Annotated in this window: 15 protein-coding genes and 4 tRNA genes; 18 read left to right on the top strand and 1 reads right to left on the bottom strand. The window is 51.6% G+C overall.

Translation table 11 applies throughout. The features are described 5' to 3' along the window. The 11 genes from V7Z75_RS13655 to tatC all read left to right on the top strand — a co-directional run. Positions 1 to 357, top strand: a 357-nt coding sequence (locus V7Z75_RS13655; RefSeq protein ID WP_334109203.1) for an orotidine 5'-phosphate decarboxylase / HUMPS family protein, incomplete at its 5' end; no start/stop codon positions are given. A 124-nt stretch (positions 358 to 481) separates the two neighbouring features. Beyond that, entirely contained in the window at positions 482 to 1,069 is a 588-nt protein-coding gene (hisB, locus tag V7Z75_RS13650) for an imidazoleglycerol-phosphate dehydratase HisB (RefSeq protein WP_334109202.1), read from the top strand. 29 nt (positions 1,070 to 1,098) lie between these two features. Continuing rightward, positions 1,099 to 1,743, top strand: a complete 645-nt coding sequence (gene hisH / locus V7Z75_RS13645) for an imidazole glycerol phosphate synthase subunit HisH (RefSeq protein WP_334109201.1) — start codon at positions 1,099 to 1,101, stop codon at positions 1,741 to 1,743. 19 nt (positions 1,744 to 1,762) lie between these two features. Beyond that, positions 1,763 to 2,506: a 1-(5-phosphoribosyl)-5-[(5-phosphoribosylamino)methylideneamino]imidazole-4-carboxamide isomerase gene (gene hisA / locus V7Z75_RS13640; RefSeq protein WP_334109200.1), complete on the top strand. Its 744-nt coding sequence runs from the start codon at positions 1,763 to 1,765 to the stop codon at positions 2,504 to 2,506. Next, positions 2,503 to 3,261, top strand: coding sequence for an imidazole glycerol phosphate synthase subunit HisF (gene hisF, locus V7Z75_RS13635; RefSeq protein WP_334109199.1), 759 nt, complete (start codon positions 2,503 to 2,505; stop codon positions 3,259 to 3,261). Before hisA ends, hisF begins: the two co-directional genes overlap by 4 nt. Further along, entirely contained in the window at positions 3,258 to 3,650 is a 393-nt protein-coding gene (hisI, locus tag V7Z75_RS13630) for a phosphoribosyl-AMP cyclohydrolase (protein WP_334109198.1), read from the top strand. Before hisF ends, hisI begins: the two co-directional genes overlap by 4 nt. Beyond that, a complete protein-coding gene (locus V7Z75_RS13625; protein WP_334109197.1) occupies positions 3,643 to 3,963 on the top strand; it encodes a phosphoribosyl-ATP diphosphatase in 321 nt (106 codons plus the stop codon). The genes hisI and V7Z75_RS13625 overlap by 8 nt, the downstream gene beginning before the upstream one ends. Before the next feature lie 31 nt (positions 3,964 to 3,994). Continuing rightward, a complete protein-coding gene (locus V7Z75_RS13620) occupies positions 3,995 to 4,333 on the top strand; it encodes a histidine triad nucleotide-binding protein (protein ID WP_334109196.1) in 339 nt (112 codons plus the stop codon). A gap of 17 nt (positions 4,334 to 4,350) precedes the next feature. After that, positions 4,351 to 4,572, top strand: coding sequence for a Sec-independent protein translocase subunit TatA (gene tatA / locus V7Z75_RS13615; RefSeq protein ID WP_334109195.1), 222 nt, complete (start codon positions 4,351 to 4,353; stop codon positions 4,570 to 4,572). Between the two features lie 17 nt (positions 4,573 to 4,589). Beyond that, positions 4,590 to 5,009 carry a Sec-independent protein translocase protein TatB gene (gene tatB / locus V7Z75_RS13610; protein ID WP_334109194.1) on the top strand — a complete coding sequence of 140 codons (420 nt, stop codon included), beginning with the start codon at positions 4,590 to 4,592 and terminating at the stop codon, positions 5,007 to 5,009. A gap of 35 nt (positions 5,010 to 5,044) precedes the next feature. Next, positions 5,045 to 5,758 carry a twin-arginine translocase subunit TatC gene (tatC, locus tag V7Z75_RS13605; protein WP_334109193.1) on the top strand — a complete coding sequence of 238 codons (714 nt, stop codon included), beginning with the start codon at positions 5,045 to 5,047 and terminating at the stop codon, positions 5,756 to 5,758. A gap of 16 nt (positions 5,759 to 5,774) precedes the next feature. On the opposite strand, the gene V7Z75_RS13600 is transcribed toward tatC, so the two are convergent. Beyond that, positions 5,775 to 6,950, bottom strand: a complete 1,176-nt coding sequence (locus tag V7Z75_RS13600; RefSeq protein ID WP_334109192.1) for a Do family serine endopeptidase — start codon at positions 6,948 to 6,950, stop codon at positions 5,775 to 5,777. A gap of 40 nt (positions 6,951 to 6,990) precedes the next feature. On the opposite strand from V7Z75_RS13600, the gene V7Z75_RS13595 reads away from it, so the two are divergent. From V7Z75_RS13595 to V7Z75_RS13565, 7 genes are all read left to right on the top strand, one after another. Further along, positions 6,991 to 7,737 carry a Nif3-like dinuclear metal center hexameric protein gene (locus V7Z75_RS13595; RefSeq protein WP_334109191.1) on the top strand — a complete coding sequence of 249 codons (747 nt, stop codon included), beginning with the start codon at positions 6,991 to 6,993 and terminating at the stop codon, positions 7,735 to 7,737. A 138-nt stretch (positions 7,738 to 7,875) separates the two neighbouring features. After that, positions 7,876 to 8,475: a glutathione S-transferase N-terminal domain-containing protein gene (locus V7Z75_RS13590; RefSeq protein WP_334109190.1), complete on the top strand. Its 600-nt coding sequence runs from the start codon at positions 7,876 to 7,878 to the stop codon at positions 8,473 to 8,475. Positions 8,476 to 8,483: 8 nt separating this feature from the next. Then, positions 8,484 to 8,906 (top strand): ClpXP protease specificity-enhancing factor, encoded by a 423-nt coding sequence (locus tag V7Z75_RS13585; RefSeq protein ID WP_334109189.1) that lies wholly within the window; start codon positions 8,484 to 8,486, stop codon positions 8,904 to 8,906. A 15-nt stretch (positions 8,907 to 8,921) separates the two neighbouring features. Next, positions 8,922 to 8,997 (top strand) — tRNA-Thr (locus tag V7Z75_RS13580). A 62-nt stretch (positions 8,998 to 9,059) separates the two neighbouring features. After that, positions 9,060 to 9,144 (top strand) — tRNA-Tyr (locus V7Z75_RS13575). A 43-nt stretch (positions 9,145 to 9,187) separates the two neighbouring features. Beyond that, a tRNA-Gly gene (locus tag V7Z75_RS13570) sits at positions 9,188 to 9,263 on the top strand. A gap of 24 nt (positions 9,264 to 9,287) precedes the next feature. After that, positions 9,288 to 9,362: transfer RNA gene (locus V7Z75_RS13565), tRNA-Thr, on the top strand. The last annotated feature ends 112 nt before the right edge of the window (positions 9,363 to 9,474 follow it).

Genomic DNA, 9,474 nt, shown 5'->3' with positions numbered 1-9,474 from the left:
ATCGACCTGATCAATGTGGTGGACAAGGCTGCCCGCACCAAGGAAGTGGCCAAGCTGGGCGCGCACATCATCGGTGTGCATACTGGTCTGGATCAACAAGCTGCTGGCCAGACTCCGTTCGCTGACCTGGGCCTGGTTTCCGGCCTGAATCTGGGCGTTGATATCTCTGTTGCTGGCGGCGTGAAAGCGACAACTGCCAAGCAAGTAGTCGATGCAGGCGCAACTATCGTGGTAGCGGGTGCCGCTATCTACGGCGCTGCTGATCCAGCAGCAGCTGCTGCTGAAATCAGCGCTGCGGCCAAGGGTACACAAAGCAGTGGTGGTCTGTTCGGCTGGCTGAAGAAGCTGTTCAGCTAAGTTAAAGCTTTTCTGTGACACCCTTTTGCGGGTGTCCGACATAGCTATTCTGGAAACCGCTGCAAGACTGTAGGAATCGTTTTGCAGCGGTTTTGATTTTTGTATTCAGGATTTGATGATTGCCATGCGTAACGCTGAAGTAAGCCGCAATACTCTAGAAACCAAGATTGCCGTTGCCATCAACCTGGACGGTACAGGTATATCCAGATTGAATAGCGGGGTCGGTTTTTTTGACCATATGCTAGATCAGATTGCCCGTCACGGGATGATGGACATCCATGTAGAATGCCAAGGTGATTTGCATATTGATGCCCACCATACAGTCGAAGATGTAGGGATTGCCCTGGGGCAGGCCTTCAGCAAGGCATTGGGTGACAAGAAAGGCATACGCCGTTATGCGCATGCCTACGTGCCGCTGGATGAAGCCTTGTCGCGTGTAGTGCTGGATATTTCCGGGCGACCGGGGTTGGGTTTCAATGTGGAATTCACCCGTGAGCGCATCGGCGAGTTTGATGTGGATCTGGTGCGTGAATTCTTCCAGGGTTTTGTCAATCATGCCGCAATCACGTTGCATATTGACAACCTCAAAGGCGCGAATGCGCACCACCAAGCAGAAACTATTTTTAAGGCATTCGGGCGTGCCCTGCGTGTTGCAGTTGAACTTGACCCGCGTATGATGGGTATAATGCCTTCAACCAAAGGCACTTTATAAAACAACTCCCCGGTTTTTACCGTTCCATCATGACAGATATAGCCGTTGTTGATTATGGCATGGGTAATTTACGCTCCGTGTCCAAGGCTCTGGAGCACGTCGCTCCCAACCAGAATGTAATCGTCACCAGCGACCCGGCGCGAATTGCCGCTGCCGGACGCGTGGTTTTCCCCGGGCAGGGCGCCATGCCAGACTGCATGCGCGAGCTGGATGCGCGTGGCCTGCGTGATTCCATCATTGCCGCTGCTGCGGAAAAACCGTTCCTGGGTATCTGCATCGGCCTGCAAATGCTGTTCGAACACAGCGAGGAAGGCGATGCCGCAGGTTTAGGAATCTTAAAGGGCAGGGTTCAGCGCTTTGCCGCGGCGGATATGCAGGATGAACATGGTATCAAGCTCAAGGTGCCGCACATGGGTTGGAACCGGGTGCATCAACAGATGGATCATCCCTTATGGCGCGGCATTGCCGACGGAGAGCGTTTTTATTACGTGCATAGTTATTACGTTGTGCCCGAAGATCAAGACCTGGAGGCGGGGTATAGCGAATATCCCAAGCGTTTTACCTGCGCTATTGCGCGCGGTAATTTGTTTGCTGTGCAGTTTCATCCGGAAAAGAGTCATGATGCCGGACTTCAACTCCTTTCAAACTTCGTCCAGTGGGACGGAGTGTTTTAATTATTAATTCGTCAATATCATGCTGATTATTCCTGCTATCGACCTGAAAGATGGTCATTGTGTTCGTTTGAGACAGGGGTTAATGGAAGATGCCACCGTATTTTCCGAAGATCCCGGCGCCATGGCTCGACATTGGGTGGACCAAGGTGGCAAGCGTCTGCACCTGGTGGACCTGAATGGTGCTTTTGCGGGCAAGCCTGTGAACGAGGGGGCGATCAAGGCCATCGTGAATGCGGTGGGCAATGATATTCCTATCCAGCTTGGCGGCGGCATTCGCGACCTGGACACCATAGAGCGGTACCTTGACAACGGTATCAGCTATGTCATTGTGGGTACGGCTGCGGTCAAGAACCCCGGCTTTCTACATGAGGCCTGTTATGCTTTCCCGGGCCAGATTATGGTTGGATTGGATGCCAAGGACGGCAAAGTGGCCGTGGATGGTTGGTCTAAGCTCACCGGCCACGACGTGATCGACCTCGCCAAGAAGTTCGAGGATTACGGCGTGGAAGCCGTGGTGTATACCGATATCGGCCGTGACGGCATGCTGACAGGCGTCAATATTGAAGCGACGGTGGCGTTGGCACGCGCGTTGACCATTCCGGTGATTGCCAGTGGTGGCGTGACCAACCTGGAAGACGTGCGACGATTGGTGGATGTGGAGCATGAGGGCGTAGTCGGCGCGATTACTGGCCGTGCAATTTATGAAGGCACGTTGAATTTTGCTGAAGCGCAAGCTTTGGCGGACGAGCTGAGTCAGGTATGAGTTTAGCCAAGCGCATCATTCCCTGCCTGGACGTCACGAATGGTCGTGTGGTCAAAGGCGTCAATTTTCTGGAGTTGCGCGATGCGGGCGATCCAGTGGAGATTGCGCGCAGATATGATGAACAGGGTGCTGATGAGCTGACTTTTCTCGATATCACAGCCAGCTCGGATAACCGTGGCTTGATTCTTGGCATTATCGAACAGGTGGCCTCGCAGGTATTCATTCCGTTAACCGTCGGAGGTGGTGTGCGTGCGGTGGAAGATGTGCGCCGTTTGCTCAACGCAGGTGCCGACAAAGTAAGTATCAATACTGCTGCCGTGACCAATCCTCAGTTGGTGGCAGATGCTGCAGCACGTTTCGGCTCGCAATGCATTGTGGTGGCCATCGATGCGAAGCAGGTAGGCGATCATTGGGAAATCTTTACCCATGGCGGGCGCAACCCGACGGGCTTGAATGCTGTGGATTGGGCGCGCAAGATGGTGGAACTCGGTGCCGGTGAGCTGCTAGTGACCAGTATGGATCGGGATGGCACCAAGATGGGCTTTAATCTCCCGCTGAATCGTGCTATCAGTGAAGCGGTTGATGTGCCGATTATTGCTTCTGGCGGGGTGGGCAACCTGGTGCATCTGGTTGAGGGGGTAAGGGAAGGCGGCGCTGATGCCGTATTGGCAGCCAGCATTTTCCATTATGGTGAATATACAGTACGCCAGGCCAAGGAATATATGCGTGACCAAGGGATAGAGGTCCGGCTATGAGCGAGCAATGGCTGAATAAAGTCAATTGGACAGACGATGGCTTGGTGCCAGTGATTACGCAGGAAGTAAGCACTAACAAAGTGTTAATGTTTGCTTGGATGAACCGGGAAGCGTTGCGTTTGACTGCCGACACTGGCATGGCGGTCTATTGGTCACGCTCGCGTAACCGTTTGTGGCATAAGGGCGAAGAGTCCGGCCATGTGCAGAAAGTGCATGAGATCAGGCTGGATTGTGATGAGGATGTCGTGCTGATCAAGGTGGAACAGGTGGGCGGCATTGCTTGTCATACCGGACGCCATAACTGTTTCTTCCAGAAACTGGAGCAGGATCAATGGGTCGTCGATCAGGCGGTCGTCAAGAGCCCTGAGGATATCTACCGCCATGAATGATGTATTGGATAGGCTTGCTGAATTGCTGGAGCAGCGCAAGAGCGCTGACCCACAGTCCTCCTATGTAGCCAAGCTGTACGCAAAGGGGACGGATGCTATCCTGAAGAAGATAGGCGAGGAGGCCGCTGAAACGATTATTGCCGTCAAGGATGGCAGCGCAGAAAAGATTATCTATGAAACCGCGGATCTTTGGTTTCATAGCCTGGTAATGCTGGCACATGCTGGCTTGGGACCGCAGGATGTGCTGCGGGAGTTGGCGCGGCGCGAGGGTTTGTCTGGTCTGGAAGAAAAAGCTTCCCGGCCAGCGGAATGATCAATAACCTGTTGAGGCGGACAATATATTCATGAGCGCAGATTGTATTTTTTGCAAAATCGCGAGCGATGACATTCCTGCAAAGAAATTCTATGAGGACGAAGAAGTCATTGCATTCCATGATATTCGCCCAATTGCGCCCGTTCATTTTTTGCTGGTTCCCAAGCTGCATATCGGAAGTCTTGCTGAATGTGATCAGGCTCACCAGGATTTACTCGGTAAGATGTTACTGCTGGCCCCCAAACTTGCCGCTCAACTTGGACTCAAGGGCTTCCGTACGATGATCAATACTGGACGGGAAGGCGGACAGGAAGTATTTCATATTCATATACATGTTTTTGGCGGTGGAGAAACACTGCCAAAGATTTGACACTCAGGAGAGCAGTCATGGGAGCATTTAGTATTTGGCATTGGTTGATCGTGCTGGCGGTCGTGGTCTTGATTTTCGGCACCAAGAAATTACGTAATATTGGTGGTGATGTCGGTAATGCGGTCAAGGAGTTCAAAAATGCAGTCAATGAAGGAAAGTCTGCTCCTCCTGCCGCATTGGATGATGATACCCAAGGGCAGACAATAGAAAATGAGGCACGTCAGCACGAAAAGCGCTGAATTGGAGCCATTACCCCGTGTTTGATATCGCCTTCTCTGAACTGATTGTGATTGCCATTGTTGCTGTGGTGGTGATCGGGCCGGAAAAACTACCCAAAGTGGTGCGTACTGTCGGCAAGTTGCTTGGACGTATGCAGCGTTATGTCAATGATGTGAAGACCGACATCAACCGAGAAATGCAAATGGAAGAACTGCAGCGCTTGCAGAACGATGTGAAGCAGGAACTGCAGGAAGTGAAAACCAGTCTGCATGACAGCGCGATTGCTATCGAGAAAGAATTGCAGGGCATTGCCCAGCTTCCGTCAGATGAGCAGGAAAAGCTGGCCAATATTGAAGTCAGAACTGCCCCGCCCGCTCCCCGGAAAGTCACCAGTAGGGAAGTGCCGCAGCAACAGCCGGATCAAGAATCTCAACAGCCTGGTGGTACCACGAATTGAGCACAACAAGCACAACTGAGACTTTTGTCACCCATATGATTGAATTGCGTAACAGATTGTTGCGCATTCTGATGGGGATTGTGTTGGTGACCATAGTACTGTTTCCCTTTGCCAACGACATTTACCACTTTTTGGCCAGCCCTATGCTGAAAAGTCTGCCAATAGGCGGGCAAATGATTGCCACGGATGTTACTACTCCGTTTTTTGTCCCGATGAAAGTGGCGTTGCTGGCTGCATTCATGATTTCGTTGCCGTATACTTTGTATCAGGTCTGGGCCTTTGTCGCTCCGGGTTTGTATACCCACGAGCGGCGCATGGTGGCTCCATTGGTATTCGCCAGTACACTGCTTTTCCTGCTGGGCATGGCGTTTGCCTATTTCCTGGTCTTTCCCGTTGTGTTTGGATTTATTGCCCACACCGCGCCCGAAGGCGTGGCGGTGATGACGGATATTGGTAAATATCTGGATTTCGCCATGACCTTGTTCATCGCGTTCGGGTTGGCGTTTGAAGTGCCGGTTGCGGTAGTGTTGCTAGTCAGCGCTGGTGTGGTGAGTGTCCCTGCGTTGCGTGGCGCGCGCTCTTATGTGATTGTGGGCGCGTTTGTCCTTGGCGCTATTTTCACGCCACCTGACGTGATTTCGCAGGTGATGCTCGCACTGCCGCTATGGCTATTGTATGAGGCCGGTATCTTGGTATCCCTTTTCATCCAGAAAAAGGGCGAAAAGGAGCAACAGCAGCACCTGCAATAGGCGCTGCTTCCATACTTTATTCTTCCGACCTGCTCATCGTGGAGCGTTGCGGAGCAGGCCGCTTGCCGATGATGATGGGAAGCGTGACTTCCGCCTGATTGCGCGCCAGTTTCAAGGTGATCTTTTTCTCTGGCTTCAAGCTGGAAATCACATTGAGCATGGTGGAACTGTCCAGAATCTCGCGGCCATCAATCTCAAGCAAGATATCTCCAGGCCGTAATCCAGCCTTATCTGCCGGACCGCCGCGCACCACGCCGGCTACCAATGAGCCGCGTACTTGTTTTAGGTGGAATGATTCTGCTAGCTCGGGTGTAATGTCTTGTGCTTCAATCCCGATCCAGCCGCGAATTACGCCACCCTGACGGATGATTTGTTCCATGACCTGTTTGACCAAGCTGACGGGAATGGCGAAGCCGATGCCCATGGAGCCGCCGTTGCGTGAGTAAATGGCGCTATTGATGCCGACTAGATTACCCTCGGTATCAATGAGTGCTCCGCCGGAATTGCCGGGGTTGATGGCGGCATCAGTCTGGATGAAGTTTTCGAAAGTATTGATACCCAGGTGGTTACGTCCCAAGGCGCTGATGATGCCCTGCGTGACGGTTTGACCTACCCCAAAGGGATTTCCGATAGCAAGTACAACATCGCCAATACTGATATTACTGGGCTGGGCAAAAGTGATGGCGGGCAGATTGCGGACATTGACCTTTAGCACTGCGAGGTCGGTTTCTGGATCAGTGCCTACGATACGAGCTGGCAAGGTGCGGCCATCGGACAGCGCTACTTCAATCTCGTCCGCGGATTCAATCACATGGTGATTGGTGAGGATCAGCCCCTGGCTATTAACAATGACGCCGGAGCCCAGGCTATTTTCACGCGGACTTTGCTGTTCATCGAGCTGGTCGCCAAAAAAGTGGCGGAACAACGGGTCATCCATGAAAGGATTACCTTGGGCCTGGGGCGCTTTCTTGGAGGTGAAAATATTGACCACGCTGGGCATTGCTGCTTGGGCCGCATAGCGATACGAGCCTGGTTGAGATGCGCTTGTATCATTGTCAGTGGGCGCTTGCTTAATGGTCGTGGCCGCCTGGTCGGTGCCGGACAGCAACTGAGGGTAGAATAATTGCACTACAAAAAGAACCGCAAGACTGATAGTGACGGTCTGTGCAAAAATGAGCCAATATTTACGCATGTTTGGTTAAACGCAGTGCAGATGGAAAGTTGGGAGCCCCATGAATTTACATGAGTTGGTGGATTATACCGGACAACTTCTGGAGGTTGAGCGCTTCCGAGATTATTGTCCTAATGGATTGCAGGTGCAGGGAAAGGCGCAGGTGCGCAGGCTGGTCAGCGGAGTGACGGCTAGTATGCAGCTACTTCAAGCAGCGCATGCGGCTGGAGCGGATGCCATCCTGGTGCACCATGGTTACTTCTGGCGCAATGAAGCGTCCGTAGTAACGGGCATCAAGCATGCACGCCTTAAATTCCTGCTGCAAAATGATATCAGCCTGCTGGCATATCATTTGCCGCTGGATGCGCACCCGGAGCTGGGCAATAACGCACAGTTGGGGCGAATCCTGGGGATGGTGCAGGAAGGCTGGACGGGAGAGCAGAGCTTGATCGCCTATGGACATTTGTTGCAGGAAACAACATTAACTGCGTTTGCAGAGACGCTTGGACGCCGACTGAAGCGTATTCCGCAGATATTTGGTGAGGCGAACCGTAAAATTCGGCGAATTGCTTGGTGTACTGGTGGAGCGCAAGGCTATTTTGAAGCTGCCATTGCTATGGGTGTAGATGTATATATTACCGGCGAGGTATCGGAGCAGGTTTTTCATCTCGCCCAAGAAACTGGGGTGGCGTATATTGCCGCCGGACATCATGCAACCGAAAGGTATGGCGTGCAAATGTTGGGTAGACATTTAGCAGAAAAGTTCGGATTGGAACACGAATATATCGATATTGAAAATCCAATATAACCAACTGATTTTAATATTAAAAATCATATTTTTCTTTTAATTTCAGCATGAACCCTGTAGAATGCCCATCCTGAATTTTGGTCGGATGAGCAGATTGTCCTTCCGGTTTATCGGATTCTTGAATGTAGGATAAAAATTATGATGACTTTGTATTCGGGCACTACATGCCCTTATAGCCACCGCTGCCGTATCGTGCTGTTTGAAAAAGGTATGGATTTCCAGGTGATAGATGTTGATATGGCAAACAAGCCAGAAGACTTGGCGGTCATTAATCCGCATAACACGGTACCGGTGCTGGTGGAGCGGGATTTGGTATTGGAGCAGGCCAATATCATCAACGAATATATTGATGAGCGCTTCCCTCATCCGCAGTTGATGCCGGCGGATCCCGTGATGCGTGCTCGTGCCCGACTGTTCCTGCACAATTTCGAAGACCAATTGTTCAGACATATTGCAGATATCGAGTCTGGCAATGCCAAGGCAGCAGATAAAGCCCGTGCCACTATTCGTGACAACCTTACCCAGATCGTGCCTATCTTTAGTCGTCAGGAGTATATCCTGGGGGATGAATTTTCCATGCTGGATGTGGCAATCGCTCCGCTGTTGTGGCGCTTGGGTCATTATGGAATTGATCTGCCGAAGCAAGCTGCCCCTTTACTTAAATACGCGGAACGTATATTCTCTCGCCCGGCCTACATTGAAGCGATGACACCTTCTGAAAAAGCGATGCGTAAATAGGAGGTGTAATGAGTGGAATCAGTTCAACCAAGCCCTATATGGTGCGGGCTATTCACGAATGGTGCACGGATAATGGTCTGACGCCGCATCTCTTGGTTGTAGTGAATACTCAGACGCGGGTGCCGATGGCCTTCGTGAAAGATGGGCAAATAGTGCTGAATATTAATTACAGCGCTACAAAAAATTTGCATATTGGGCCGGATGCTGTTACATTCTCAGCCCGTTTTGGCGGTGCTTCGAATGATCTGTATGTGCCGATGAATGCAGTGCGAGGTATCTTTGCTCGCGAGAATGGACAGGGCATGTTTTTTGGGTTGGATCCGGATGATGCCGGATCTGATAAAAGGCAGGCCGAAGGCGGTGAGGTGGATGCAGGGAGTTCGCCTAATGCGTCGGAAGTAAAAAAGCCATCATTAAGGGTGGTGAAGTAAACAGGTTTTTGTTGTGCCGGATTAGCTCAGTTGGTAGAGCAGCGCACTTGTAATGCGAAGGTCGTCAGTTCGATTCCGACATCCGGCACCATTTTCTTCTGTGAATGCGTTGACACTTGATAAAGAAGTGCGCATAATCCCGGGTTCTGTAATGGAGGGGTGGCCGAGTGGTTAAAGGCGACGGACTGTAAATCCGTTCTCTCTGAGTACGAAGGTTCGAATCCTTCCCCCTCCACCAACATAGAATTTGGAGCCAGGCAATAGATTTCTGGTAAAGATGTGCGGGTGTAGCTCAGTTGGTAGAGCACTTGCCTTCCAAGCAAGATGTCGCGAGTTCGAACCTCGTCGCCCGCTCCAAGAATTCACGATTTAATAAATATTGCCCATGTGGCTCAGTGGTAGAGCACTCCCTTGGTAAGGGAGAGGTCGCGGGTCCGATTCCCGCCATGGGCACCATTTGGTGTTTGGGTGTAACTCACTTACTTAACTTGATAAGGTCGGTTAAAGGAAACGGAAATGGCAAAAGGTAAATTTGAGCGGACGAAGCCGCACGTAAACGTTGGAACGA

Source organism: Methylobacillus sp. (assembly GCF_036844465.1).
Taxonomy (GTDB): Bacteria; Pseudomonadota; Gammaproteobacteria; order Burkholderiales; family Methylophilaceae; genus Methylobacillus.
Note: the sequence above shows the minus strand (reverse complement) of the source record. Positions and strands in the feature narration are given on the sequence as shown.